The 25,623-nt window shown below is 36.9% G+C and carries 25 protein-coding genes; all 25 read left to right on the top strand.

Translation table 11 applies throughout. From position 1 onward, the window contains the following. Nucleotides 1-4: 4 nt before the first annotated feature. The gene (locus tag H8S44_RS02840) at nt 5-1,216 is read left to right on the top strand and encodes an ATP-grasp domain-containing protein (protein ID WP_186873350.1); all 1,212 of its coding nucleotides are present in this window, start codon (nt 5-7) and stop codon (nt 1,214-1,216) included. A 30-nt stretch (nt 1,217-1,246) separates the two neighbouring features. Further along, nucleotides 1,247-1,690, top strand: a complete 444-nt coding sequence (locus tag H8S44_RS02845) for a GNAT family N-acetyltransferase (protein ID WP_186873349.1) — start codon at nt 1,247-1,249, stop codon at nt 1,688-1,690. A 13-nt stretch (nt 1,691-1,703) separates the two neighbouring features. Beyond that, nucleotides 1,704-2,306 carry a sugar transferase gene (locus tag H8S44_RS02850; RefSeq protein WP_186873348.1) on the top strand — a complete coding sequence of 201 codons (603 nt, stop codon included), beginning with the start codon at nt 1,704-1,706 and terminating at the stop codon, nt 2,304-2,306. Next, nucleotides 2,303-3,196, top strand: a complete 894-nt coding sequence (locus tag H8S44_RS02855) for an NAD-dependent epimerase/dehydratase family protein (RefSeq protein WP_186873347.1) — start codon at nt 2,303-2,305, stop codon at nt 3,194-3,196. The genes H8S44_RS02850 and H8S44_RS02855 overlap by 4 nt, the downstream gene beginning before the upstream one ends. Beyond that, entirely contained in the window at nt 3,193-4,428 is a 1,236-nt protein-coding gene (locus H8S44_RS02860) for a glycosyltransferase family 4 protein (protein WP_186873346.1), read from the top strand. The genes H8S44_RS02855 and H8S44_RS02860 overlap by 4 nt, the downstream gene beginning before the upstream one ends. 38 nt (nt 4,429-4,466) lie before the next feature. Continuing rightward, the gene (locus H8S44_RS02865) at nt 4,467-5,654 is read left to right on the top strand and encodes a glycosyltransferase (protein ID WP_186873345.1); all 1,188 of its coding nucleotides are present in this window, start codon (nt 4,467-4,469) and stop codon (nt 5,652-5,654) included. A 38-nt stretch (nt 5,655-5,692) separates the two neighbouring features. Further along, entirely contained in the window at nt 5,693-6,628 is a 936-nt protein-coding gene (locus H8S44_RS02870) for an HAD family hydrolase (protein WP_186873344.1), read from the top strand. Further along, on the top strand, nt 6,598-8,151 hold the full coding sequence (locus H8S44_RS02875) for a lipopolysaccharide biosynthesis protein (protein ID WP_186873343.1): 1,554 nt from the start codon (nt 6,598-6,600) through the stop codon (nt 8,149-8,151). Before H8S44_RS02870 ends, H8S44_RS02875 begins: the two co-directional genes overlap by 31 nt. A gap of 48 nt (nt 8,152-8,199) precedes the next feature. Next, nucleotides 8,200-9,024: a LicD family protein gene (locus H8S44_RS02880; RefSeq protein ID WP_186873342.1), complete on the top strand. Its 825-nt coding sequence runs from the start codon at nt 8,200-8,202 to the stop codon at nt 9,022-9,024. Between the two features lie 13 nt (nt 9,025-9,037). Further along, entirely contained in the window at nt 9,038-9,922 is an 885-nt protein-coding gene (locus H8S44_RS02885) for a glycosyltransferase (protein ID WP_186873341.1), read from the top strand. A gap of 1 nt (nt 9,923) precedes the next feature. Continuing rightward, a complete protein-coding gene (locus H8S44_RS02890; RefSeq protein WP_186873340.1) occupies nt 9,924-10,982 on the top strand; it encodes an acyltransferase family protein in 1,059 nt (352 codons plus the stop codon). 160 nt (nt 10,983-11,142) lie between these two features. Further along, a complete protein-coding gene (locus H8S44_RS02895) occupies nt 11,143-12,186 on the top strand; it encodes a hypothetical protein (RefSeq protein WP_186873339.1) in 1,044 nt (347 codons plus the stop codon). A 65-nt stretch (nt 12,187-12,251) separates the two neighbouring features. Beyond that, a complete protein-coding gene (locus H8S44_RS02900) occupies nt 12,252-13,301 on the top strand; it encodes a polysaccharide biosynthesis protein (protein WP_186873338.1) in 1,050 nt (349 codons plus the stop codon). Nucleotides 13,302-13,307: 6 nt separating this feature from the next. Then, nucleotides 13,308-14,534: a polysaccharide biosynthesis C-terminal domain-containing protein gene (locus H8S44_RS02905; protein WP_186873337.1), complete on the top strand. Its 1,227-nt coding sequence runs from the start codon at nt 13,308-13,310 to the stop codon at nt 14,532-14,534. Then, nucleotides 14,534-15,715, top strand: a complete 1,182-nt coding sequence (gene wecB, locus H8S44_RS02910) for a non-hydrolyzing UDP-N-acetylglucosamine 2-epimerase (protein WP_186873336.1) — start codon at nt 14,534-14,536, stop codon at nt 15,713-15,715. Before H8S44_RS02905 ends, wecB begins: the two co-directional genes overlap by 1 nt. 155 nt (nt 15,716-15,870) lie before the next feature. Continuing rightward, nucleotides 15,871-17,433, top strand: a complete 1,563-nt coding sequence (locus tag H8S44_RS02915) for an MATE family efflux transporter (RefSeq protein WP_186873335.1) — start codon at nt 15,871-15,873, stop codon at nt 17,431-17,433. Further along, nucleotides 17,430-18,638 carry a hypothetical protein gene (locus H8S44_RS02920; protein ID WP_186873334.1) on the top strand — a complete coding sequence of 403 codons (1,209 nt, stop codon included), beginning with the start codon at nt 17,430-17,432 and terminating at the stop codon, nt 18,636-18,638. The genes H8S44_RS02915 and H8S44_RS02920 overlap by 4 nt, the downstream gene beginning before the upstream one ends. A gap of 8 nt (nt 18,639-18,646) precedes the next feature. Next, on the top strand, nt 18,647-19,648 hold the full coding sequence (locus H8S44_RS02925; protein ID WP_279288109.1) for a glycosyltransferase family 2 protein: 1,002 nt from the start codon (nt 18,647-18,649) through the stop codon (nt 19,646-19,648). Nucleotides 19,649-19,683: 35 nt separating this feature from the next. Next, nucleotides 19,684-20,502 (top strand): alpha-1,2-fucosyltransferase, encoded by an 819-nt coding sequence (locus tag H8S44_RS02930; RefSeq protein ID WP_186997526.1) that lies wholly within the window; start codon nt 19,684-19,686, stop codon nt 20,500-20,502. Next, a complete protein-coding gene (locus tag H8S44_RS02935; protein ID WP_186873331.1) occupies nt 20,495-21,565 on the top strand; it encodes a glycosyltransferase family 2 protein in 1,071 nt (356 codons plus the stop codon). Before H8S44_RS02930 ends, H8S44_RS02935 begins: the two co-directional genes overlap by 8 nt. Continuing rightward, entirely contained in the window at nt 21,562-22,416 is an 855-nt protein-coding gene (locus H8S44_RS02940; protein WP_186873330.1) for an alpha-1,2-fucosyltransferase, read from the top strand. Before H8S44_RS02935 ends, H8S44_RS02940 begins: the two co-directional genes overlap by 4 nt. Then, on the top strand, nt 22,413-23,186 hold the full coding sequence (locus H8S44_RS02945; RefSeq protein ID WP_186873329.1) for a DUF5672 family protein: 774 nt from the start codon (nt 22,413-22,415) through the stop codon (nt 23,184-23,186). Before H8S44_RS02940 ends, H8S44_RS02945 begins: the two co-directional genes overlap by 4 nt. Nucleotides 23,187-23,188: 2 nt before the next feature. Further along, entirely contained in the window at nt 23,189-23,830 is a 642-nt protein-coding gene (locus H8S44_RS02950; protein WP_186873328.1) for a DUF1919 domain-containing protein, read from the top strand. 17 nt (nt 23,831-23,847) lie between these two features. Beyond that, nucleotides 23,848-24,801: a hypothetical protein gene (locus tag H8S44_RS02955; RefSeq protein ID WP_186873327.1), complete on the top strand. Its 954-nt coding sequence runs from the start codon at nt 23,848-23,850 to the stop codon at nt 24,799-24,801. Continuing rightward, entirely contained in the window at nt 24,801-25,613 is an 813-nt protein-coding gene (locus H8S44_RS02960) for a glycosyltransferase family 2 protein (protein WP_186873326.1), read from the top strand. The genes H8S44_RS02955 and H8S44_RS02960 overlap by 1 nt, the downstream gene beginning before the upstream one ends. Nucleotides 25,614-25,623: the final 10 nt, after the last annotated feature.

Genomic DNA, 25,623 nt, shown 5'->3' on the forward strand with positions numbered 1-25,623 from the left:
GGATATGAAAAAGTTAATGATTTTAGGTGGTTCCAGATATATAATTCCAGTTATCGAAACAGCTCATAAGTTGGGCATATATGTAATAACATGCGACTATTTACCAGATAACATAGCACATAAATATTCAGATGAATATCACAATGTTAGTATTATAGATAAGGAAGCAACGTTACATGTGGCAGAAGAAATAGGAATAGATGGAATAATCTCATTTGCATGTGATCCAGGTGTTGTTACGGCAGCTTATATTGCAGAAAAAATGGGGCTCCCATTTCAATGCTCATACAAAGCAGCTGACATATTACAAGATAAAGGGAAATTCAGAAAATTTTTAGCGGACAACAATTTTAATGTACCAAATGCAAAAAGATATACAGATAAAAAAGCTCCGTATAAAGAACTTGATTTTTTTAAATGGCCTGTGATTGTAAAGCCGGTTGATTCAGCTGGAAGTAAAGGAGTAACAAAAGTAGAGGAACTGTCTAAATTAGAGGAAGCAATAGATATTGCCATAGCAGAGTCACATAATGGAGCATTCATTATAGAAGATTTTTTAACTTTTTATGGATACCATTCTAGTGCTGATCCATTTACCGTTGATGGAGAATTAAAGTTTGTAACATATTCAGACCAATTATTTGATCCGGAAGCGGAAAATCCGTATACACCAGCTCAGATCATATGGCCATCGTCTATGAAAAAAGAGTATCAGAATATATTAACAAATGAAACTCAGCGTCTTATGAAATTGTTAGATGTAAAAACGGGAATTTATAATATAGAGACGTGTGTTGGGAGTGATGGAAAACCCTATTTGATGGAAGTGTCACCAAGAGGTGGTGGATGTAAAATTGCTGAGCTCCAGAAACTGGCGTTTGATGTAGATTTAATAGAGGCAGAGGTACGAAAAGCAGTAGGAATGCCAGTATGTGAAATTACTCAAAAAGAGTGTAACGGATATTGGTGTGAAACGGTTATTCATGCTAGGCCTGGAGAAAGTGGTATGTTAAAGGAAATAAAAATAGACCCAGAAATCAATAGAAAGTATGTAAAAGTAGTTGACATGTCTGTGAAAATTGGAGATGTCGTAAAACCATTTACGGGTGCAAATATGTCATTAGGTGATATGTTTTTGCGCTTTGATAGCAGAGAAGAACTGAATGATGTTATGTCTAAGGTAAAAGAGTGGTTGAGTATAGAACTAGAAAATTGAGATGTAACTAAAAGGGCAATTGGTTGTAAAATGGAGATATTAATAAAGAAAGTAACAATAGCAGCAGAAAAACAATATGTGATAGAACTATGCGATGAAGCATTCAAAGAGGGGATAACTAAAAGAGATAATTATAAAGTGATCTTAAATAAAATTTTAAATAATGCGGATTTTTTTTGCGCATATATAAATACAGAGATAGCGGGATATGCTGCTGTTTATACAAATGATATAGTAACTCGAAGTGCTTATGTTACGATGATAGGAGTTATAGAAAAATATCGGAGATATCATGTAGGTACAGAGCTGCTGATGGCATGTGTGGAGTGTGCAAAGGAACGGAAAATGAGAGTGCTTCGTTTAGAAGTCTTGAATGAGAATGTTAGTGCAATCTCTTTTTATAAATACATGGGATTTAGAATTGAAAAAAGTGCCTCAGAGAAAAGCAAATATATGTTAAAAGAATTGTTTTAAAGTAAAGGAATATATGTATAAGAGATATATAAAAAGAGGAATAGATATATTGTTAGCGCTTGCTGGATTGATTGTATTATCGCCAATATTTTTGGTTTTATGTATAGCGATTAAACTGGATACTCCAGGCCCGATTTTCTTCCGGCAAAAGAGAGTGGGAATTCATAAAACATATTTTCAGATACTGAAATTTCGTACCATGCGAATTGATACACCGAAAGATATGCCGACCCACATGTTAAAGGATCCAGAACAGTGGATTACTAAGACAGGAAAGTTCCTGAGAAAAACGAGCTTAGATGAATTGCCGCAGATTATTAATATCTTTCGCGGAGATATGGCGGTCATTGGTCCGAGACCAGCTCTCTGGAATCAGTATGACTTGATTGCCGAGAGGGATAAATACGGCGCCAATGATGTATTGCCAGGGTTGACCGGATGGGCTCAGATTAATGGAAGAGATGAACTGGAGATTCCAGTAAAGGCAAGATTGGATGGAGAATATGTGAAAAAAATGAGTTTTCTATTTGATCTTCGTTGCTTTGTGGAAACCATTTTTTCTGTGGCAAAGCATGACGGCGTGGTAGAAGGTGGAACAGGGAGCATGAAGAAATGAAACGTGTACTGATTACCGGAGCAAACAGTTATATCGGAACCAGCTTTGAAAAGTGGGTCAGAGAACATGACCGATCCATGGAAATAGAGACAGTGGATATGAAAGGTCAGAGTTGGAAAGAAAAATCCTTCCAGGGTTACGATTCGATCTTCCATGTGGCAGGTATTGCACATGCAGATGTAGGAAAAGTGACGGAAGAACAGAAAAAACTTTATTATCAGGTAAATAGTGAACTGACAATAGAATGTGCAAAAAAGGCGAAGGCGGAAGGCGTTCGCCAATTTGTGTTTATGAGCAGCATCATTGTATACGGGGAAAGTGCTGGGATTGGAAAAAAACGTGTTATTACCAGACAGACTCCATTCAGTCCGGCTAATTTTTATGGAGACAGTAAAGTGAAGGCAGAAGAAGGGCTGCAAAAGCTGTCAGATGAGAAGTTTAAGGTAGTTATTTTGAGGCCGCCTATGATTTACGGAAAAGGTTCTAAGGGAAACTATTCTGTGTTGGCGAAGATGGCAAGAAAACTTCCGGTGTTTCCTGAAGTTAAAAATGAGCGGAGCATGCTTCATATAGAAAATCTATGCGAGTTTGTGCGTTTGATGATACAAAATGAAGAGAGTGGGATCTTTTTTCCACAGAACCAGGACTATGTACAGACCAGCCATATGGTTCAATTGATAGGTTCAGCATACGGAAAGAACATTCATTTGACAAAGATATTCAATCCAGCACTTCGTATACTGGGAAAAACATCCGGTAAAGCCGGCAATATGATTAATAAGGCATTTGGGAATCTGGTATATGAGAAAGAGATGAGTGAATACAAGGAAAACTATCGTATCAATGGGCTGGAAGAGTCTGTGAAAAAGACAGAGAGTATAGAGGCATGAGTAATACAAAGAAAAAATTACTTGTAATTAGTCAATATTTTTATCCGGAACAGTTCCGAATCAATGATTTGTGTGCCGAGTGGGTAAAACGAGGATATGAGGTAACAGTAGTAACCGGAATTCCGAATTATCCGCAGGGAAAGTTCTATCCCGGGTATAGTTGGTTTAGAAAAACGCGAGAAGAACATCAGGGGATACATGTAATACGACTTCCATTGATTCCTCGTAGCCACGGAAGTTTGATGCTGGCATTGAATTACCTGTCGTTTGTCATTTCAGGTGGAATCTGGAGCCTTTTTACGAGAGTAAAAGCGGATAAAGTGTTCATTTTTGAAGTGTCACCGATGACGCAGGCACTTCCGGGAGTGTGGTATGCTAAGAAAAAGAAGATCCCGTGTCTTATCTATGTACAGGATCTTTGGCCTGAAAATGTAGAGGTAGTTACGGGGATTCATAGTAAAAAGATTTTAGGTGCGATCAGTAAAATGACAGATTATATTTATCGAAACTGTCAACATATATTTGCTACGTCTCCCAGTTTTGTTAAGAGAATAGAAGAAAGAAAAAGTGCTTGGTCAGACGGAAAAAGTAAGGTGGTTTACTGGCCACAGTATGCAGAAGAATTTTATCATCCGGTAAAGCCGAAACCTATGGCTGAAATTTTAAATGATGATAGTTTTAAGATCATTTTTACCGGGAACATCGGTTATGCTCAAGGACTTGATATCCTGCCGCAGACGGCTGAACTGCTGAGAAAAAGAAAAGTTAATTGTAGTTTTTATATTGTGGGTGACGGACGTTTTCGACCAGAATTGGAAAAGAAGATAGATGAATGTGGTGTGAGAGGAATGTTTCATCTTTTGGGGAGGAAAAATCCGGAAGAGATACCTCAGTATCTGGCAAACTGCGATGCGGCATTTCTTTCCTTTACAGATAATGAATTGTTTCAGATGACAATTCCGGCAAAATTGCAGTCATATATGGCTTGTGGGATGCCGATTATTGCGGCTGCAGGTGGGGAGACAGCGAGGGTGATTAGTGAGGCTAAATGTGGAGTAGTGAGTAAGCTTAGAAATGCAGAAGCATTGTCGAATCTAACGCAAGAGTTGCGGGGTAAGACTATGGAAGAACGAATGACGATGAAAAAGAATGCTAGAAAATATTATGAAAAATATTTTGGACGACCAGAATTGTTAAATATAATGGATAATTTTTTGAATAGTCAGATATGAAATTAAAGTGTATATGTGTTTGAAAATGGAAAAACGATATGAAAATAGTAGAGATTAATGTAGTATGTGGATACGGAAGTACGGGGCGTATTGTAGTAGATTTGTATCAAGATTTGGAAGAACGGGGACATGAATGTTTGATTGTCTATGGAAGAGGAAATGCAGCTCCAACTCTTAATACAGTAAAAATAGGGTCTAAATGGGAGGTGTATACCCATGTGTTTCTTACACGGTTATTAGATAAACATGGATTTGGCTCAAAAAGAGCTACAGAAAAGTTAATTAAGAAAATGAAAGAATATGATCCAGACTTAATTCATCTTCACAATCTTCATGGGTATTATATAAATATTGAGGTATTGTTTCGATATTTAAAAGAGGAAAATAAGCCTGTAATTTGGACATTACATGATTGCTGGGCCTTCACAGGGCATTGTGCGCATTTTGAAAATATAGGATGTGAAAAATGGAAAGTACAATGCGAAAGATGCAAAGAATTAAATACTTATCCGAAAAGTAAGTTTAGAGATCGTTCTTCAAAAAATTATAAAGAAAAGAAGAGTATATTTACTGGAGTAAATAATTTAACTATTGTAACTCCTTCGAGATGGCTAGCCAACCTAGTTAGCCAATCTTATTTAAAAGAATATCCTGTCGTAATTATTCCTAATGGAATAGATACAACGATATTTAGAAAATATTCGGCCTGCGAAAAAGAAAATGTAAAGAAACAGTTGTTGCAAAAATATAAAATTCCAGATAATAAACCTATAGCAATAGGTGTTGCATCGGTTTGGACAAAGGAAAAGGGGTTGGATGATTTTATAAGTATGGCAAATGAAAATCCAAACCTAAACTATATATTAGTAGGAGTTACTTCGAAAATTCAGAAACAATTGCCGTCTAATATAACGGGAATTCTTAGAACAGAAAATTTAGAGGAACTGGTTCAATTATACAATATCGCTGATGTATTTTTGAATCCAACATATGTAGATACATATCCGACTGTAAATATGGAGGCAAAAAGTTGTGGACTTCCTGTTATTACATATAAAACAGGGGGAAGCGTAGAAATGGCAGATGTAGTAGTTGAAAAGGGAGATTACAGCACAATGCTTCGTGAAGCGATGTGTATAAATCGTCAATGTATAATGCATAAAGAGATAGATAAGTATAGTTGTTATAAAAAATATATAGAACTTATAGAAGAAAAGATGCGGTGAATTTGAAAATAGTGGAGTGCTAATTTGAGGGAAAATTTATGTATAAAGTAATTGTTTTAAGAGGGGCAGGCGATCCTGAAATACAAAATCATGTTTCGAAAGAAATAGTTATAACAGTAAAAGATTTATATGAAAGGAAAATAACAAGAAATATAATAAGAGGAATACGAAGAATTCCTTTAATTTCGCAAGTTTCGTTTGGAAATTGGAAAAAAAGTATAGAAGAATATGATATAGTAATAGTTTTTGCCTCGGATGTTCCAAGCGAAACTTTTAAATATATAAAAAAAATATGTAGTAATAAAAGAGTGATTTATTATTTGTATGGCCGGTTGATGGATCAAAGTTCATTGGCTGAAGCAAATAAGATGTTAAAGAAGATAAAAAAATGTGGAGGGGAAATTTGGAGCTATAATTTAGATGATTGTAATAATTATAAGATAAATTATAATAAGAGCTTTTACTCAGATAAGATGTATAATATCTTAAGAAAAGGTATACAGCAAGAAGAAACTTATGATGTTGTATTTTGTGGACACAATAAAGGAAGAGGTGAAGAAATAACAAGAATAGCGAATTGGCTGCAAAAAAAAGGTTACAAAATTTTCTTTTGGGTTGTTGGTATGGATGAGAATGAGTTTAATAGATGTAAAAATAATGAAACTCTACCGTATAATCAATATTTAGAAATAGTAAAGAAAAGTAAAGCTGTATTAGATCTGGTAACAAAAGAAAATGAAGGGTTAACATTGAGACCTGTAGAAGCATTGATTGCATCAAAAAAATTAATTACTAATTACCAAAAAATAAAAGAATTGGATTTGTACTCAGCGAGCAATGTTTTTGTTTTAAATGAAAATAATCTAGAAATGATAGAAACATTCCTAAAAAAATTATACGAACCTTTATCAGAGAAGATTGTTGAATCTTATAATGAGAAAGAGTGGATAAAGAGATTTGTACAGAACAAATAAAAAGGAAAAATATGAGAAGTAAAAGATCGATAGTTAACATTCTGACAAATTGGTTGGGCCAATTATTAATAATGGCAGTAACATTAGTTTCAAGAAAAATTTTTTTAAAAGTTCTTGGAAGTGAATATTTAGGACTAAATAGTTTATATGCAAATATTTTAGGCTTTTTAATAATGGCGGATATAGGTTTTGGAAATGCTATAAACTATAGTTTGTATAAGCCAATTGCTGAAAATGATGTTTCAACAATTAAATCTTTGATGAATTTATACAAAAAAATATATTGCGCAGTCGGTACAGTTATTTTATTATTGGGAATTATAATAACGCCTGGAATAACTTCTTTGACAAGCGATATAGCAATAGAAGTAAATGTCAGACTTGCTTTTATTATATTTGTTTTTAATACAGGAGTTTCATATTTCTTTTCATATTATTCGGCTTTAATTATTGCAGATCAGAGAAAATATGTATTCAACATAGTTCATTATATAATTCAGTTCATAATGTATATTGGACAGATTGTAGTTTTAGTAAAAACTCATGATTATTATGCGTACCTGATTATTCAGTTATGCGCGACTGTTACAGAAAATTTTGTTATGCGACATATTGTAAGATATCAATATCCCTATTTGAAGAAAAAAGGAAAATTCCCGGTTTCAAAAGAAAATTTAAAGAGTATAAAAGAAAATATAAAAGGATTGGTATTAAATAAAGTAGGAGCTCCATTAATTAACTCGACAGACAATATATTACTTTCTCAAGTCGCCAACATTTCGTTTGTTGGAGTTTATGGAAATTATTCTACAATAATATCAGCGATAGGAAATGTGTTTGGACAGGCCATCGCATCCACGACTGCCAGTGTAGGTAATCAGCTAGTGACAGAAACGAAGGAAAATTGTAGAAATATATTTAAAAGTATTGTGTTAGCAGGAAGTTGGTTATATGGATGGGGGGCTATATGTTTAATATGTCTTTTGTCTAATTTTATAAGCTTATGGTATGGAGATTACATGTTGCCACTTGGCATTATATTAGTATTGTGTGTGAACGTGTATTTGGCAGGGCAAAGAGCTGTGTTAATTGCATATATAGATGCTGGGGGGTTATATAGTCACATAAAATATAAAACGGTAGTTGAAGGAATAGTAAATTTAATAGTTTCCATTGCTTTAGGAAAACTATGTGGAGTAATAGGAATTTTTTTGGGAACTATGATAAGTGCGGGTATATGCGGATGGGGAATTGAAATACATGTGGTGTTGAAAAAAATGTTAGATTTAGATGTAAAAGAATATATATTGGTACAGCTTAAGTATTGTATAGTACTTATTGTGAGTGGAATTTTAACCATATATGTGTGTAATCGAATTCAAGCAGAATCTGTACTTGTCCTTATAATAAAAATGTGTATATGTGCAGTTCTGCCTAATATTATCATGTTGATGTGTAATTATAATACAAAAGAATATAAGATATTAGAAGTGAAGGTAAAAGGAGCTATAAAAAGAACGTAAAATATAATGAGGCAAAAAATGTTATTAAAGGATAGAGGAAAGTAAAAGATGGACAGAGAAAAATTGATAAATGTTCAACTGGAAATTTTGGACGAAATAAAGAGAGTGTGTGAAAAAAATGGCATTCAGTTTTTTTTAGATTATGGGACGTTATTAGGAGCAGTACGGCATAAAGGAATGATTCCCTGGGATGATGACATCGATCTAGGTATGTTGCGGAAGGATTATGATAGATTTTGTGCGGTGGCTCCAAAAGAATTAGGAAAAAATTTTTATTTGCAAACATGGGAAAATGATATAGGGTATGCCTGCCCATTTGTGAAAGTGAGAAGGTTGCATACACATTTTATTGAAAGAGCCACGGAGAACACAGGGCAAGAAGATGGGATTTTTATAGATGTTTTTCCTTATGATACATATCCGGCTACAAAGCTAAAAAGAATTTGTCAAAAGTATGGTATAAAAGTAATAGATAAACTGTTATATGCAAAATGTGGCTATATTTTATGGGAAGATCGAGACACTACTAAAAAGAGATTATATAAGGTACTTGGAAAGATTTCGAATATAATTTCTAAAAAAACATTATGCAAATGTAGGGCGAAGTTGGAACTAATAGGAAATAAAGACAATACTGGATATTATATCGTTCAAAGTGGCGATGGTCAATATGAACGATATAAAGTTCCTAAGAAATGTTTGGAGAAAGGATGCATAGAACTTGAGTTTGAAAATAAAATGTATCCATGTCCAAGCGATTACGATACGTGGCTGACATGCTTTTATGGAGACTATAAAAAGTTACCTCCAGAATCAGAAAGAGTAAGTATGCATAATGTTAAGAATATAGTGATTGAAGGAAAAAGTATATAATAGGAGAAATCAGATGAAGAAAAGAGCTATAGTAACAGGAGGAAGCAAAGACCAGTTTCCCGCGATAGCTGTATTGATTATGCAAATTGCGAATAATTGTCCTGATATGGCAGATGAGATAGTTATATTTCATAACGGGGTCGAAGAAGAAGAACAAATAAGGATAAATAAAATTTTTCCTTGTAGATTTATAGAATATACGTTTCCAATTTCAGATGATGGAAAGTTTGGACGAGCGGTGTGGCATTATTTTACATTTATGCTGTTTTGCAAATACGAGTGTTTTAGGCTGTTGGATGAATATGAGACAATCTTGTGGACAGATTATGATGTATATATTTTAAAAAATATATCTGAATTAATGGAACAAAAAGAATATCCAGCAAAATTTATGACTAATACATTGACAATAAAAAAATTTAATGAGAATATATATTCGCATTTGGATGAACTCAAAGATGTAGATTTGTTATATGGGTTAAGCATAAGTTGTGGAATTTTTGTGTTGAAAGACTCATTTCCAAATTATAAGCATTTTTATGAAGAATGTATCCAGTTAACAATGGAATTGTCAGATAGCCTTTCTTGTGCTGAAGAAGCAGTTATAAGTATATTGCTTCAAAGAAATAAGATTAAAGTAGGGCATATACCTCCAGAAATATATTGTGTGCATCCTAAAAATTATCATGGGGGGGAAGAAATTAAAATTTTGCATGCAGCAGGAAATCCCAAATTTTGGAACGGATTGTATTATGAACCATGGCAGATCCTCATGAAGCAATGGATAAAAATGGGTGGAGAAAAGGTGAAAAACAATAGATTTATGGTGAAGAGGTTAATAAGAGATGTATTACCGTATGGCGTAGTTGATTACCTTATGAAAAGAAGAGAACGATAGAATGAATGAAGAACGTAATTATGGAATAGATTTGTCAAGATTAGTATTTATGTTTATGGTGTGTACTTTACATGTGCTTGGTCAAGGTGGGGTTCTTGATGCTTGTATAATAGGAACACAAAAGTACAAAGTATATTGGCTGATGGAAATAATGTGCTATTGTGCAGTTGATGGATTTGCTCTAATAAGTGGCTATGTTGCAACTAATAAAAAACATAAATATTCTAAAATCGTGAATATGTGGTTACAAGTGTTTTTTTATTCGTTTATTGTAACTATGTTGATTGGGCAAATATGTGGGGCTGATATTGGGGTTAGAATAATTTTAAAAAGTATTTTTCCAGTTATGCTAAATACATATTGGTATTTTACAGCGTATGTTGCGTTATTTTTTGCAATGCCAATATTTGATAAATATATATTTGAAATAAGTGAAAAAGAAGCTATGGCAATGCTGATAATAATGTTTTTTTTGTATTCGCTCCTTGGGACAATAGCAGATCCTTTTATCACAGGTAACGGATATTCAGCATTATGGATAATGATTCTTTATTGTATAGGAGCTATTACAAAAAAAATAAAATTATTTAGCAGAAAAAAATCAAGGGAGTTAGTTATATGGTTAGGGATATGCATCTTTATAACATGGATAGATAAAATCTATGTACGTAATGAAAGAATAACTTTAACGAATTATCTGTCACCAACAATATTAGGAAGTGCGTTAATTTTAGTTATTTTATTTTCAAGAATTAAAGTAAGTAAAAAAGTAAGTAAAAAAATAATTAGCAGATTATCTCCGTTGGCGTTTGGAATTTATTTATTTCAACTCAATATAATTATATGGAATGAAAAATTAAAAAATGCATTTAGCTACATTACATCATTAGATGTTGTTTTAGGGGTATTGCAGGTACTGGGAGGCGCAGTTTTAATTTTTCTTGTGGGTTTAGTTGTAGAGTATGTACGAAGTAATATTTATAAGAAGATAAAAGTAGCCCTCATTAGTGAAAAAATAGTAGACTTGGCCGAAAAAGTGTTTGTGAGACTGATGCGATAGCAGGTTAATAAATATTATATATTCCATGTGGGGACTTAGACAAATTCGTTAATGAAATATTTAAAAGATGTAGTGCAAATAGTTTTTATTTCTCTATGAAATAAGAAAAATAGAAAGGAAATGGAGCATTTTGTGACAAAAGTGCTCCCATAGATAAAATATGGAAAAATGGAGATTAGAGACCCCTATAATGTTAACTTTTTTTACTCGACATGAAACATTAAAAAGAGTATTTGAAATTATTAAAGAAGTTAAACCCAGAATGTTATTTTTAGTTGGAGATGGGCCAAGAAAGACAGTTCCTGGCGACAAAGAACAAATAGAACTATGTAAAAAAATACTAGAGGATATTCCATGGGAATGTGAAGTACACCGGTATTATGCAGAAGAAAACAGAGGTATTTTAATAAACGCCAATGAAGGAATGAAAAGAGCTTTTGAAAAGGTAGATAAATTAATTTTCCTTGAAGATGATATGCTCTGCAGCCAAAGCTTTTTTTGGTTCTGTCAGGAACTATTAAAAAAATATGAAAATGATTTGAGGGTGCAATTAATATGTGGACAAAATATTGAAGAAGTAACAGAAAGAGTAACCGCAGATTATTTTTTTGCACATAAAATATCCAGTGGATGTGTGGGAATATGGAAAAGAACATATGAGGGGTGGAATTATAGATATCCGGTTTTTGAGGATGTATATAATAAGCAATTATTAGAATCTGCTGTGCCCAAGGAACTAAGAAAAGCAAAATATTTAAAAGACGCAGAAAGAGATAGAGACGAATTTTTAAAGAATCCAATGGCAAAGTCTATTGAGACATGTGCGATGGTGAATAGTTACCAGTATAATACGCTTAATATTATTCCTAAATATAATATGTCAGTTAGCATAGGTATGAGCTGCAAAGCTGCACATACTGCTGATAAAATAGAAAAGATGCCTAAAGTTATTCAGAGATTATTTAGTTTAAAAGTATATGATTATCGGTTTCCTTTAAAGTATTCTGAATTTGTAATATGTGATAAAGAGTATGATAAAATGTGCTGGAGAATATTAGGAACCGGACATCCCTTATTAAGATTTAAAAGAAATATGGAAAAAGGGTTACGAATAATGAAATATGGAGGATTGAAAGAACTGGGGAAAAAATTAAATGGCTATATGAAAAAAAAACAAAGCGAGAATTCTGACATAAATGGATAGATAATACGTTTATTCAAGAAAGTTTCTGTTAAAATAATAGAGACATAAGGAAAGAGGAATAGATTATGGCAACGTCAAAATTTTTCAAAGATAAAACCCTTATGATCACCGGCGGAACCGGTTCCTTCGGCTCCACCGTATTAAAGCATTTTCTGGATTCTGATTTGAAGGAGATCCGTATTTTTTCTCGTGACGAGAAAAAACAGGATGATATGCGTCATGAACTGCAGGCAAAGCATCCGGACTTGGCGGGAAAAGTGAAGTTCTATATCGGAGATGTGAGAAATATGCGTTCTGTACAGGACGCGATGCCTGGTGTAGATTATATTTTCCATGCGGCAGCCCTGAAGCAGGTTCCGTCTTGTGAGTTCTTCCCTATGGAAGCGGTCAGAACAAACGTGGAAGGAACAGACAATGTGCTTCATGCAGCCATTGATGCAGGAGTTCAGAGAATTGTTTGCCTTTCCACAGACAAAGCGGCATATCCCATTAACGCCATGGGTATCTCAAAAGCCATGATGGAGAAAGTAATCGGTGCAAATGCCAGAGTGGCAGCGGGGCGGACAACCATTTGTTGTACCAGATATGGAAATGTAATGTGCAGCAGAGGTTCAGTAATTCCGTTGTTTATTGACCAGATCAAAGCAGGAAACCCGCTTACGATCACAGATCCCAATATGACTCGGTTCCTGATGAATCTGGATGAGGCTGTGGCATTAGTAATGTTTGCTTTTGAGCATGGTGAGCCGGGAGATTTGTTTGTGCAGAAGTCGGATGCCAGCACCATCGGAGATCTGGCAAAGGCGGTACAGAAGTTGTTTGGGGATACAGGAACTCATATCATTGGAACTCGTCATGGTGAAAAGCTGTTTGAAACGCTGATGACGAATGAGGAGTGCATGCGCAGTGTTGACATGGGCGATTATTATCGTGTACTTCCGGACGGGCGGGATCTGAATTATGATAAGTTCTTTGTAAAGGGACAGGTGCAGACCATGGCCAGTGAAGCATATACCAGCCATAATACCAGACGACTGGATGTGGACGGAACTGTGGACAAGATCATGACGACGGATTATGTGAAAGAAGCTTTGGCTGACTGGAACAGAAGGTAAAAAACGATGAATATTTTGATAACAGGAGCAGCTGGCTTCGTAGGAAAAAATCTGACAGAGTCTTTGAAGAATATTCAACAGGGAAAAGACAGAACGCGGCCGGAATTGAACATTGATGAAATCTATGAGTATGACGTACATACAGAGCCAGAACTTCTGGATGAATATTGTCAAAAAGCGGATTTTGTATTTAATCTGGCAGGAGTGAACAGGCCGAAGGAGAACACGGAGTTTATGGCTGGAAATTTTGGCTTCGCTTCGACACTATTGGACACTTTAAAAAAATACAAAAATACTTGTCCGGTGATGCTCTCCTCTTCGATTCAGGCGACGCTTTTAGGACGGTTTGAAGGCTCGGATTATGGAAAGTCAAAGCTTGCGGGAGAAGAACTGTTTTTTGAGTATGGAAAAGAAACGGGAGCGAAAGTGTTAGTCTACCGTTTTCCGAACCTGTTTGGAAAATGGTGTCGGCCAAATTATAATTCTGCGGTGGCTACCTTTTGTAATAATATTGCCAATGATTTACTGATTCAGGTGAACGATCCGAAAGTAGAGCTGGAACTTCTTTACATTGACGATCTGATAAAAGAGATGCTGGATGCTCTGGAAGGACAGGAACATCATTGTGAGTTTGATGGTGTAGATGCAGTAGAGAAGAAACAGGGAAGGTATTGTTTTGCACCGATTACGCATAAAGTGACATTAGGCGAAATTGTGGAACTATTGCATAAGTTTCAGAAACAGTCGCAGAGTCTGTTGATGCCGGAGATTCCGCAGAATTCTTTTGCAAAAAAACTGTATTCGACCTATCTTTCCTATCTACCGGAGTCAAAAACAAAGTTTGAGCTGAAGATGAATTGTGACGAAAGAGGTAGCTTTACAGAGCTTTTAAAGACAGAAAGCTGCGGGCAGTTTTCCGTGAATATCAGCAAACCGGGTATCACAAAGGGACAGCACTGGCATCATTCTAAGTGGGAATTTTTCATGGTTGTATCGGGACACGGGCTGATTCAGGAAAGAAAAATCGGGCTGGATGAGAAGGGACAATCTTATCCGGTATGGAATTTTGAAGTATCCGGAGATAAACTAGAGGCAGTACACATGTTGCCTGGATATACCCATAACATTATTAATTTGTCAGAAACAGAGAACTTGGTTACGGTGATGTGGGCGAATGAAGTTTTTGACCCGGGACATCCGGATACGTTTTTTGAACCTGTGGAGGAAAACTAATGAAAATCAGAACAGATTATTCAGATATACATTTTAAAGAGAACGGAAAGCTGAAACTTCTGATTATCGTGGGGACCAGACCGGAGATTATCCGGCTGGCGGCGGTAATCAACAAGTGTCGTAGGTACTTTGATGTGGTGCTGGCACACACAGGGCAGAATTATGATTATAATCTGAATGGTATCTTTTTTGAAAATCTGAAAATCGAGAATCCGGAAGTGTACATGGATGCGGTAGGAGATGATCTGGGAGCAACCGTGGGAAATATCATTAATTGTTCTTATAAACTGATGAATCAGATTAAACCGGATGCACTTCTCATTCTGGGTGATACGAACAGCTGTCTGTCTGCCATTGCAGCCAAACGTCTGCATATTCCGATTTTTCATATGGAAGCGGGAAATCGATGTAAAGATGAATGTCTGCCTGAGGAGACAAATCGCAGAATCGTAGATATTATATCTGATGTGAATCTGGCATATTCAGAGCATGCAAGAAAGTATCTGCATGAATGTGGGCTTCCGAAAGAGCGTGTCTATGTGACAGGTTCGCCCATGGCTGAGGTGCTTCATCAGAATTTGGGGGAGATTGAGAAGTCAGATATTTTGGAAAAGCTGGGTCTGGAGCCACACAAATATATTCTGCTGTCAGCGCACAGAGAAGAAAATATTGATACAGAGAAAAACTTTTTATCTTTATTTTCTGCGATTAATAAGTTGGCCGAAAAATATGATATGCCGATTTTATATTCCTGTCATCCCCGTTCCAGAAAACGGCTGGAGGCCAGTGGGTTTAAGCTCGACCATCGTGTGATTCAGCATGAGCCGCTGGGCTTTCATGATTATAATCATTTGCAGATGAATGCTTTTGCAGTGGTATCCGATAGTGGAACACTTCCGGAGGAGAGCAGCTTTTTCACATCTGTAGGACATCCGTTCCCAGCAGTCTGCATCCGCACCAGTACAGAACGTCCGGAAGCCTTGGACAAGGCATGCTTCATTCTGGCAGGAATTGATGAGAAGAGTCTTCTTCAGGCGGTGGATACGGCGGTAGAAATGAATCTGGAGAATGACCTGGGTATCCCGGTTCCGGATTATGTGGAGGAGAATGTGAGCACGAAGGTGGTAAAGATTATCCAGAGTTACACCGGAGTGGTGGATAAGATGGTGTGGAGAAAGTAGCGATTTCAAATGTAAGTAGGTAAAGAATTGAAAAAAGAAGCATAAAACTCAAGAGAATGGTTAAAGTTGCGACCATTCTCTTTTTATGGTATTATGAGTAAAAAATTAAAAGATAAATAAAGTAGAATGAGTATAGAGGTAGGAGTTAAAATAAAATGCAGCAAAAGGCTTCACGAACGGAAAATGTAGCTAAGAATATAGCATGGGGATACATTGCAAATGTCCTTACCATGGTATTTAGTTTTATATCACGTACAGTATTTATTTATACATTAGGTAGTGAATATCTGGGATTAAACGGATTATTTACAAATGTACTTGGAATATTGTCGTTTACAGAATTGGGAATTGGCAATGTTCTTAATTACAGTTTATACAAACCATTAGCAATGGATGATAAAGAAAAAGTAAAGAGTCTAATGGCAGTATACAAAAAAGCATATAGATGGGTTATGGTAGTAGTACTGGCTATAGGATTAGCCATCTGTCCTTTCCTGCCAAATATGATTAAAGATGCTCAGAGTGTAGAACATGTTTATTTGTATTATGGATTCTTCTTGTTTAATACTGTGACCTCTTATATGGTATCATATAAAAATGGACTGATGAGTGCTGCACAAAAAGAATATGCGGTTACGAATGTTATGGCAGTTCTTAATTTTTTCATGGTTGTAGTACAATGTTGTTCCCTGGTATTGTTTAAAAATTATTTATTATATCTTACGATACAGGCTATATTTCAGTTTTTACAGAGAATTATTGTTTCATTATATGTGGATAGACAATTTCCACTTTTGAAAGAAAAGAATGTTCAAAAATTGCCAGATGAGGAAAAAGCAGTTTTAAAAGAAAACGTCGAAGCTATGGTTTATCACAAAGTAGGGGATGTATGTGTAAGTCAGACGGATAATATTATAGTTTCTACATTTATTAGTTTATCAGCAGTTGGAAAAATATCTAACTATACATTGATTACTTCTTCATTAACAAGAATCATATCTATTATTTTTAACAATTCTGTAGCAAGTATTGGAAACTTTGTAGCAACAGAATCAAAAGAAAGAAGAAAAAGTATATTTAAAGTTTATAATTTTTTGGCATTTTGGATATATGGAATAATTTCAGTGGAATTATTTGTGTTGTTTCAGCCATTTGTAAAGATATGGGCTGGAAAGACGAATTTAATAGATACATTGACGATGGCATTAATGGTATTCAATTTTTATTTAACAGGACTGAAGGTGGCAGTGGCTAACTTTAAAACAGCTTGTGGTATTTTTCAGGCGGACAAATACATTGGGATTGTTCAGGCAGTTGTGAATTTAGTAGTAAGCATTATATTGGCAAAACTTATTGGTCTTCCCGGAGTTTATATAGGAACTTTAGCGCAGGGGTTAGTTGATGTGGTATGGAGACCATGGATTGTATATAAAAGAATTTTCAAAGAACCGGTGAGGGAATATTATATAGTGTGGTTTAAATATATTGGAATTCTTATTGTTTTGACAGCAATAAGTTATACATTTACGTGGAAGCTACTTGCAGAAATATCCTTGATACGGATTTTTATGGCGGCTATTTTGATATTTATAGTAATCAATTTGATTTTATATTTGCTCTTTAGAAAAACTGAAGAAATGAAATATTTGGAAGAAAAATTATACTTAATGTTTCAGAAGATATGGAGAGGAAAAGTGAGAAAGGAAAATTTCAAATGATAAAAAAAGAGATGAATAGATGGGAAAAAATATATTACTATATATGTGTGTTAGGAGTTTTTTTAATCGCGACACATGTAGGAGGATACACGGAAAAGTGGATCATTATAGGAGCAAGTATATATATATTATTAGGTATTATATTGAATCGTGGATTTAATATGGATATATGCTTTTTAGCATTAGCAGGTGCAATGATGATTCATGGTCTCATATTTGCTAAAGTTCACCAAAGTGAATATTGGCAGATTCGATTTCATTTTTGGGCCGCTGTGTGGCCGCCATTATTGATGTATTTGGTTTGCCAGCAGGCCACATGGAAAAAAAGTTATGAACAAATAGAGAGAATCCTGTTGATAATATGCGTGGGAACATTTATATATAGTATTTTAAACTATAGTATCTACATGAGAGAAGGATTTGTTGAAGGTGGACGGATTTGGAATGAGTTTTGGACACATACTTCACGTTATGCTACAGAATTCAGTTATTGGGGAGTTTTTATAGTAGGGATAGTAGGATACGGCACATATTGTATGGCTGAAAAAAAGTGGCTGCGTGGAATCGGGATTTATGTAGCGATTATTATTGAAAATATTATTAATATTATTGTAGATAATAGAATGGTATTGATGGTAACTGCAGTATCAGGAGCAGCGAGTATAGGGTTATATTTGTGGTTTAATAGAAAAGAAAAGAAAAAAATGCTATACTTCCTTTTAGGAGTATTAGGTGGCGCTGCATTGCTTGGTTTGGTTATAGCTTGCAATATAGGAGGAATAAGAAATACGTCTTATTATCATAGCTTTTTCATAAGAGATGGTGGAATTTTAAAGAATGTTCGCTTTCAAATGATGTGGGAAGCTTTTTTGCAAATCCCTTCACACTGGAAGGGCGGAGGAACAATGGTTGCAGCAGGGTTTACTACAATGCATAATTATTGGTTGCAAGTAGCAAACGATACAGGTATTTTCCCATTTGGGTTATGGACGGTATTTAATATTGCTGCATTTGTTTCGGCGATAAAATGTATAATAAATTCTGAAATTGCTATACGAGTAAAGTATATGGTTCTTCCATTACTTTGTTCTGTGTTTTCCTATCTTATGATGGAAATGGGCGGGCACGGATTAAGTGAATATATTATTTTTTATGTTATGATTGTGGCGTTAATCAGGCAGTTGGAGAAGAATGAAAGCGAATAGGTGATAAGTTGAAATACAGTTTTATAATTCCTGTATACAATGTAGAACGATACTTGAAACGATGTCTGGACTCCATAGTAACGCAGACATATAGTGATTATGAAGCGATTCTCATAGATGACGGCTCCACAGACTCCAGTGCACAGCTTGTGGACAAGTATGCTTCTGCGTATCCGGATAAAATGCGAGTTATCCATCAGAAAAATGCAGGTTTGGGCGGAGCCAGGAATACTGGGATAGAAGCGGCAAAAGGTGAATATCTGGTAATGGTAGACAGTGATGATTATATATCAGAAAGAATGCTGGAAACGGTGGACTGGTATCTGACGCAGTACCACAATGACATTCTGATTTTTGACTTTATAATGGAAGAGGAAGACGGAAGTCAGGCGGTACAGCATTTGCATGGAGAGATTCCCTACATGCAGATTACAAGACAGCAGTTTTTGCAGGAGACGCCTGCAGCATGGAATAAGATATATAAGGCATCTTTATTTAAAGACACAGATGTGCGTTATCCGGGAAGAATTTATTATGAGGATATCGCGACGAGTCCCTGTCTTGCTATTTACACATCAAATATAGGAGTGATCAGCGAACCTCTATACTATTATATACAGCGGGAGTCCAGCATTATTCATACAAAGAACACAAAGCGAATGACAGAGATCCGTACGGCAGTGAAAATTACCTTAGAGTATTTTAAAACGAAGGGAAAGTTTGAGGAGTATAAGTCAGAGCTGGAGTGGATGACAGTGCAGCATGTATTGTGCTCCGGTGTGCAGAGAATTCTTTTGGTTCAATATGATAGAGAAAAAGTAAATGACCTGTATCAATTTGTGGAAGGATATTTTCCGGAATACCTGAAGAATGCGTACATTAAGGAGTACCTGGCGGAACCGGGACACAAAAGAGAAACAAGAATTATCAAAAAGCAGAGATGGCTATTATTTGCGGAGAGCGTAGTGAAAAGACCGTTCAGAATAGCGAAAAGAATGGGTAAGAAATGATTATCATAAAAATTATGGGCGGATTGGGAAACCAGATGTTCCAGTATGCCATGTATGAGAAATTAAAGTATCTTGGAAAGGACGTAAAAGCGGATATATCGAGCTTTTACGCACAGGATGATCTGCGAAAATATGAGTTGGGAGTATTCAAAAATCTGCAGCCGGAAAAAGCGGAACAAGATGAAATAGAACATTATTTACATCAGGAATCCCTATGGAAAAAAGCTTTGAGAAAAGCTTTGCATTTGGAAAGAAAAGTATATCATCTGGACGGCATGTTTTATGATGAAACGATATATTCCATTCAGGAAGGATACGTGGAGGGCTTCTGGCAGTCAGAAAAGTATTTTTCTGATATCGAAAAAGTGATACGTCAGAGATTTGAATTTCCGAAGATACAGGATGCGGAAAATGAAAAATTTTTATCTATGATTCACCAGACACATTCTGTAAGTATTCATGTGAGACGTGGAGATTATCTGAGTGAGACGAATCAGAAAATATATGGAGGAATATGCACCTTAGACTATTATAAAAAAGCAATCCGATATTTTGAAGAAAAATATGAGAATGTCACTTTTTTTGTATTCTCCAATGATCTGGAGTGGGCGAAAGAAAACCTGGAGATGAAAAATGCCTGCTTTGTAGACTGTAATACGGAAAAAACGGCGATCTATGATATGTATCTGATGTCAGAATGCAGGCACAATATCATTGCCAACAGTAGCTTCAGCTGGTGGGGAGCATGGCTGAACGGACATAAAGAAAAAGAAGTAATAGCTCCATCAAAGTGGTTGAATACAGTAGATGTAAAAGACATATGGTGTGAAGGATGGATGAAACTGGATGGATAAGAAAGTAAGTATAGTAACACCGGTATATAATTGCAAAAGATATCTTCCATCCTGTATGAAAAGCTTGATATCTCAGACTTATTCAAACCTGGAAATCATTCTGATAGATGACGGTTCTTCTGATGGAAGTTCTGAATTGTGTGACAGATATGGAGAGGAATACGCGCAGATAAAAGTGTTTCATCAGAAAAACGGTGGACCGGGTATTGCGAGAAATACGGGATTAAATGCAGTTACAGGAGAATATCTTACCTATGTGGATGCGGATGACTATGTGGCTGAAAACTATGTGGAAACGTTAGTCAGGATTTTACAGAAGTATTCTGCAGATATAGCAGAAGTAGGATTGGCATGTCTGTATCCGCTGAAAAATGAGTTTGAAAATTCGGATGGCAAAATAATCTGCTTTGAAGGACATGAAACTTTGCTTCGGGATTATTTTTCTGCAAATCCGCAGATTCGGAACTGTACAGCAGGAAGAATGTATGACATGAAAAGGTTTCAGAATATCCGCTTCAGCGAAAAATCTATCGCGGAAGACAGCGAATATTCTTTGAGAATGCTCGCCCAATGCGAAAGACTGGTAAAGTATCATAAGTGCCTGTATGGATGCAGGGCTTATCAGCAGACACTGACCAGACAGTCGATAAATCACAGGGCCTTTGACATAGTGGAAGTATCCTGGAGAGATATTTTGTTTGCGACAGAAGTGGGAATAGAACCGGAGGATTGGGAACATGTATTTAAGAGCTTTTCCAGGGTATGCTATGGTTTGATGGAAAAGACAGCGATAGAGAAAAAGGAGACTGAATTAAAAAAAGAATTCAGCGGTATGTTGGATATCTATCAAAAAATGAAAGTGCTGGCAATTCAGTATAATGTGAAGATGGATACAAAGGTGGAAAAAGATCTTGAAGATATAGAACATTGGTCGGCAGAGTATCGTAAAAGAAATAAAAGAGCTATCATGATAAAGAAAATAAAAGGTTGTATTTCTTCAGTAAGTGGATGGATAAAGACACAAATGCTATACGAATATAACTTCCGGAAGGGAAAGATATGATTACTGTTTGGATAAGAGAAGGATTTGGAAATCAGCTTTTCACCTATGCCTGCGGATATGCTTTGGCAAAAGAGCGGGGAGAGCAGTTAACGCTTGATACGACGACATTGGACTGTGGATCATTCAGAAAGTTAGAATTATTAAAAACAGCAGTTCAATATGACAAAAGAATATCCTATGGCAGAAAGGAAGATTTGTTCAGCAGAGCCATATGGAATAAATTGAGACGCAGAAAGGCTATTGGGTACGGAACGATAATCTGTAAAGAACAGAATCCATGGATATATGATCCGACATGCTTTGTCAAAAATAAAAATATCTATTTGTATGGGTTTTGGCAGTCCTATCATTATTTTGAAAAATGGGAAGATGACTTGAGGAAAATGATTGTTCCGAATTATGATATGCCAAAAAAAATACAAGAACAGATACAAAAGGTGCAGCAGAAAGAAAGTGTGGCGGTGCATATTCGCCGAGGCGACTATGTGAACATCGGATGTACATTGCCATTGAATTATTATGAGCAGGTGTTGAAAAGAATTGACGAAGAGATGCCAAATGCGAAATATTATGTTTTTTCCGATGATCCGGAATTTGCCAGGGATAGTATTGGAAAATATGTGGATGATGCAATATTTTGGGAAGATCAAAGCGAAGAAAGTACGCTGAATGATTTCTTTTTAATGTCAGCGTGCCGACATCAGGTTATCGCAAACAGCACATTTAGCTGGTGGGCTGCATATTTAAATAAAAATTCAGAAAAAAGAATTTATGCACCTGTCTGGGGAAATTGGAAAGAGGAGTTTTATCCGGAAACGTGGTGCAAATGGAATGAGAGAGAGAACGGATGAAAAAAATATGTGTAATCATACCCATCTATAAAGAAAAGTTATCAGAAGAAGAAGCCTATGCAGTAGACAGATCTGTCGAAGTATTGAAAAACCGAAAATTGTATTTTGTCGCTCCGGCGGGAATGAACAGCACATGGTATGAGTCAAAATATCCACAGGTAAAATGGGAGACTTTTGCTACAAAATATTTTAAAAATATATTTATGTATAGCCGGTTACTTCTTTCAGAACATTTTTATAGCCGTTTTTCTGAGTATGAATATATGCTGGTTGTACAACCGGATGTGTGGATTCTGTCAGAAGATGATAAATTGGACTATTTTATGCAGTTTGCATATGATTACATAGGAGCACCATGGAAACAGGAAGAGAAACTATATCCGGTAATATTTAAGGGAATGAATCATTTAGAAAAAGTGGCAAAGAAATGGGGAATACCATTCAATCAGCCGCTTATGGCGCGGGTTGGGAATGGCGGAATGAGTTTGCGGAAGATATCAGCTATGTTAGATATTATCAAAAATCATCCTGTGGCCGTAAAAATATCGAAAATATCAAAACGAAATAATGAGGACGGTTTCCTGTGCTATTATCTGAATGCGAAAGATAAATATAGACTTCCTACATCGGAATTCGCAGAGCAGTTTGCAGCAGAGCAGACGGCAAGACAATTATTAGAGGAAGGGAAGATACCATTTTCTGTGCATGCTTATGAAAAACGGGTGGGAGATCACAATATAATGCGAGAGTATATGGAGCATAGAGAGTAAAAATGCAGCAGATACAAAAGAAAATAGCCGCCAGATTCCTGTATCTTTGGACCTATCTGGAGGGAAAAAGAAAAAAGTTCGATCAGAAAGAGATTTCGCTTCTGTCCAATAATTGTATCGCAGGTGTTATTTACCATAGCTATGGAATGAAATTTCGGTCTCCTACGGTGAATATCCAGATGAGTCCTTCAGACTTTCTGAAATTCGTGAATCATCTGAATAGGTATCGGAGATGTGAACTGGAAGAGGATCAGGAGCCGGATGTGGAGAAGTTCAGAAAGCTGGGTGGAGGAGAGATTCACTTTCCGGTAGGCAGACTGGATGATCTAGTACTCTATTTTCAGCATGCAAAGAGCTTTGAGGAAGCCAGAGAAAAGTGGATAAAGCGGTTTGCAAGGTTGAATAAAAAGAATATTCGTGTGATTTTGGTTGATACGGCATGTACAGAAGAAGAGATTGAGCAGTTTAGTGCGCTGCCCTATCCCAAGGTATTTCTTACCAAAGAACAGGAAAAATGTGCCCTCTGTACCGGAGATACCTTTTTACTGGAGCCGGGAGTGGCATGGTTTGAGTTTTCCAATCGGTCCAGATGGGGAAAGAAGAGCTGCCAGCTCTTTAATTGGAGCGAGTGGCTCCAGAAGTAAAGCAGGAGAATGGGAAAATGATAATTACGGGAATCCGATATTTTATAAAGGGAAGACGGCGAAGAAAAAGCTGTCAGCAGTGTACGGGCAGTGAGTACTTGCAGAGGGAGAAAACGTATGCGGGGAAGCAGGTAAAAAGCTGCGAAGAGATGAACCGGTATATCGGCGGGCAGCTTCTGTCCGGGCAGCCCTTTATGGCGGCCCGTTACGGCTATACGGAAATGTTTGTGATGCGTACCTTTGCCTTTCACATGCGTTGGAATTATGAGAAAGCCATGAAGCAGCTGTGTCTCTGGTCTGGATTTTTTCCGGAAAAGACGGAGCTGGGAAAGAGGTTTCTGGACGTGATGGTGGACGCGGCCAGGGAGGCGGATGCCCTGGGAGTGGAGCTGGAGCCCTTTGAGGATTATTTTATTTCCCGTAAGATGAAGGAGGAGCTTCAGATAGCTTCTCTGGACAGTCTGGAGCCCTGGAAGACACCGGAACAGCCCTGGTCTGCGGCGTTAAAAGGGAAGCGAGTACTGGTGATTCATCCCTTTGCGGATACCATTGCCAGTCAGTATCGGAAGCGGGAACGGATTTTCCCGGGGACGGAGATCCTTCCGGAATTTGAACTGTTGACCCAAAAGGCAGTGCAGACCATAGCGGGAGCCACAGATGAGCGGTTTAGCGACTGGTTTGAGGCATTGTATTATATGTATGAAGAAGCCATGAAGCAGGAATTTGATGTGGCGATTATCGGCTGCGGCGCTTATGGCTTCCCCCTTGCGGCCATGCTGAAAAAGGCGGGAAAGCAGGCGGTTCACCTGGGCGGTGCCACACAGATTCTGTTCGGTATCCGGGGAAAACGCTGGGACGAGCAGGAAGAGTACAGTTATGTGAGAAAATGGTACTCTGACGCCTGGGTATATCCGGGGCAGGAAGAGCGTCCCAAACAGCTGGAAAAAGTAGAAGATGGGTGTTACTGGTAATGAAGAAAAAGGTGCTGGGTATTTTTACCTGCTTTAATCGAAAAGAAAAAACGGTGAATTGTCTGAAAAGCCTGATCGCCGGAAATGAAGAAGTTGAGTTTACCTTTCTGGCGGTGGACGACGGAAGTACAGACGGAACGGAAGAGGCGCTGCGGGATATGCGGCAGGTAGCTGTGCTGACCGGAAATGGAAGTCTGTTTTATTCCGGCGGAATGCGGCTGGGGATTCGGAAAGCAAAAGAGCAGTATCAGGGCTATGATTACTGCCTTCTGTTCAATGATGATGTGGAGTTTTATCCGGGAGTCATAGAACGGATGGCGGCCCAGTGCGGCGATGGGATACTGGTAGGAGCCACCTGCGATACGGAAGGAAACCTGTCTTATGGAGGCGTGCGTAAGGCTTCCGGATTTCGACCGAAGTTTGACATTGTTATGTCGGGAGAAAAGCCGGTATCCTGCGATACCTTCAATGCGAATTGCGTATTGATTCCCTACGATATCTTTCTGAAGCTGCCCAATATAGACGAAGCCTATACCCATTCTCTGGGGGATTTTGACTATGGACTGACAGCCAGCCAGATGGGATATGCGATTTATCCCACGAATTTTTTCGTGGGCTGCTGTAATGACAATCCGGTGGGGAAAACCTGGAGGGATACGTCCCTTTCGCGGAAAGAGCGGTGGAAACGGAAAGAGAGTCCCAAAGGACTGCCCACAGGAGAGTGGTTTCATTTTGTAAGAAAGAATTTCGGCCTGATATCGGCATGTTACAGCAGTATGACGCCGATGTTAAGGATTCTGCTTGGTAAATAGGAACAGAGGA

The organism is Anaerosacchariphilus hominis (genome assembly GCF_014290175.1).
GTDB classification, from domain to species: domain Bacteria; phylum Bacillota; class Clostridia; order Lachnospirales; family Lachnospiraceae; genus Laedolimicola; species Laedolimicola hominis.

Excerpts from the sequence above, each read along its gene's own strand:
- H8S44_RS02840 (WP_186873350.1), top strand. The coding sequence starts at position 5 with ATGAAAAAGTTAATGATTTTAGGTGGTTCCAGATATATAATTCCAGTT.
- H8S44_RS02845 (WP_186873349.1), top strand. The coding sequence starts at position 1,247 with ATGGAGATATTAATAAAGAAAGTAACAATAGCAGCAGAAAAACAATAT.
- H8S44_RS02850 (WP_186873348.1), top strand. The coding sequence starts at position 1,704 with ATGTATAAGAGATATATAAAAAGAGGAATAGATATATTGTTAGCGCTT.
- H8S44_RS02855 (WP_186873347.1), top strand. The coding sequence starts at position 2,303 with ATGAAACGTGTACTGATTACCGGAGCAAACAGTTATATCGGAACCAGC.
- H8S44_RS02860 (WP_186873346.1), top strand. The coding sequence starts at position 3,193 with ATGAGTAATACAAAGAAAAAATTACTTGTAATTAGTCAATATTTTTAT.
- H8S44_RS02865 (WP_186873345.1), top strand. The coding sequence starts at position 4,467 with ATGAAAATAGTAGAGATTAATGTAGTATGTGGATACGGAAGTACGGGG.
- H8S44_RS02870 (WP_186873344.1), top strand. The coding sequence starts at position 5,693 with ATGTATAAAGTAATTGTTTTAAGAGGGGCAGGCGATCCTGAAATACAA.
- H8S44_RS02880 (WP_186873342.1), top strand. The coding sequence starts at position 8,200 with ATGGACAGAGAAAAATTGATAAATGTTCAACTGGAAATTTTGGACGAA.
- H8S44_RS02885 (WP_186873341.1), top strand. The coding sequence starts at position 9,038 with ATGAAGAAAAGAGCTATAGTAACAGGAGGAAGCAAAGACCAGTTTCCC.
- H8S44_RS02890 (WP_186873340.1), top strand. The coding sequence starts at position 9,924 with ATGAATGAAGAACGTAATTATGGAATAGATTTGTCAAGATTAGTATTT.
- H8S44_RS02895 (WP_186873339.1), top strand. The coding sequence starts at position 11,143 with ATGGAAAAATGGAGATTAGAGACCCCTATAATGTTAACTTTTTTTACT.
- H8S44_RS02900 (WP_186873338.1), top strand. The coding sequence starts at position 12,252 with ATGGCAACGTCAAAATTTTTCAAAGATAAAACCCTTATGATCACCGGC.
- H8S44_RS02905 (WP_186873337.1), top strand. The coding sequence starts at position 13,308 with ATGAATATTTTGATAACAGGAGCAGCTGGCTTCGTAGGAAAAAATCTG.
- wecB (WP_186873336.1), top strand. The coding sequence starts at position 14,534 with ATGAAAATCAGAACAGATTATTCAGATATACATTTTAAAGAGAACGGA.
- H8S44_RS02915 (WP_186873335.1), top strand. The coding sequence starts at position 15,871 with ATGCAGCAAAAGGCTTCACGAACGGAAAATGTAGCTAAGAATATAGCA.
- H8S44_RS02920 (WP_186873334.1), top strand. The coding sequence starts at position 17,430 with ATGATAAAAAAAGAGATGAATAGATGGGAAAAAATATATTACTATATA.
- H8S44_RS02930 (WP_186997526.1), top strand. The coding sequence starts at position 19,684 with ATGTTCCAGTATGCCATGTATGAGAAATTAAAGTATCTTGGAAAGGAC.
- H8S44_RS02935 (WP_186873331.1), top strand. The coding sequence starts at position 20,495 with ATGGATAAGAAAGTAAGTATAGTAACACCGGTATATAATTGCAAAAGA.
- H8S44_RS02940 (WP_186873330.1), top strand. The coding sequence starts at position 21,562 with ATGATTACTGTTTGGATAAGAGAAGGATTTGGAAATCAGCTTTTCACC.
- H8S44_RS02945 (WP_186873329.1), top strand. The coding sequence starts at position 22,413 with ATGAAAAAAATATGTGTAATCATACCCATCTATAAAGAAAAGTTATCA.
- H8S44_RS02950 (WP_186873328.1), top strand. The coding sequence starts at position 23,189 with ATGCAGCAGATACAAAAGAAAATAGCCGCCAGATTCCTGTATCTTTGG.
- H8S44_RS02955 (WP_186873327.1), top strand. The coding sequence starts at position 23,848 with ATGATAATTACGGGAATCCGATATTTTATAAAGGGAAGACGGCGAAGA.
- H8S44_RS02960 (WP_186873326.1), top strand. The coding sequence starts at position 24,801 with ATGAAGAAAAAGGTGCTGGGTATTTTTACCTGCTTTAATCGAAAAGAA.